Genomic DNA, 553 nt, shown 5'->3' with positions numbered 1-553 from the left:
GGTTGACCCCGGAACTGGAGGACTTCCTCGCCGCCGGGCCCCCACCGGTCTTCGTCGGCCTGGGCAGCGCCACCGTTCCCGACCCCGAGCGGGTGAGCCGCGAGATCGTCACCGCGCTGCGCGCGGCGAAGGTGCGCGGGATCGTCCAGCGGGGCTGGGCGGGACTGGGCGGCCGGGGCGACGACATCCTGACCGTCGACGAGGTGCCGCATTCCCTGCTGTTCCCCCGGACGGCCGCCGTCGTCCACCACGCGGGAGCGGGCACGACCGGCGCCGTCCTGCGGGCCGGGGTCCCGACCGTGCCGGTGCCGGTGCAGTTCGACGCGGCGTTCTGGGCGTCCCGGCTGACCGCGCTGGGCACCGCTCCCGGTGTGGTGCCGTTGCGCCGCCTCACCGCTGCGACCCTGGCCCCGGCCCTTCGCCGGGCGACGTCCGACGACTCCCACCGTGCGCGTGCCCGCGCGCTGGCCGACCGCCTGGCCGTGGAGGACGGCGTCGCACCGGTGCTCGCCGCCCTCACCCGGCTGGCGCGCTGACCGCTTGCCCGCCGCAC

General features: G+C 77.6%; 1 protein-coding gene. It reads left to right on the top strand.

Annotated elements, in window-relative coordinates:
- Positions 1 to 536 (top strand): UDP-glucose--sterol glucosyltransferase (locus OO54_RS40960; protein WP_033212847.1); only part of this gene is annotated, 536 nt, incomplete at its 5' end.
- Between the last annotated feature and the right edge of the window lie 17 nt (positions 537 to 553).

Origin of the sequence: Streptomyces wedmorensis (genome assembly GCF_000716445.1) — a bacterium.
In the GTDB taxonomy this organism is placed as follows: domain Bacteria; phylum Actinomycetota; class Actinomycetes; order Streptomycetales; family Streptomycetaceae; genus Streptomyces; species Streptomyces wedmorensis.
The sequence above is the reverse complement of the archived record's forward strand: the minus strand, read 5'-3'. Positions and strand labels throughout refer to the sequence as shown.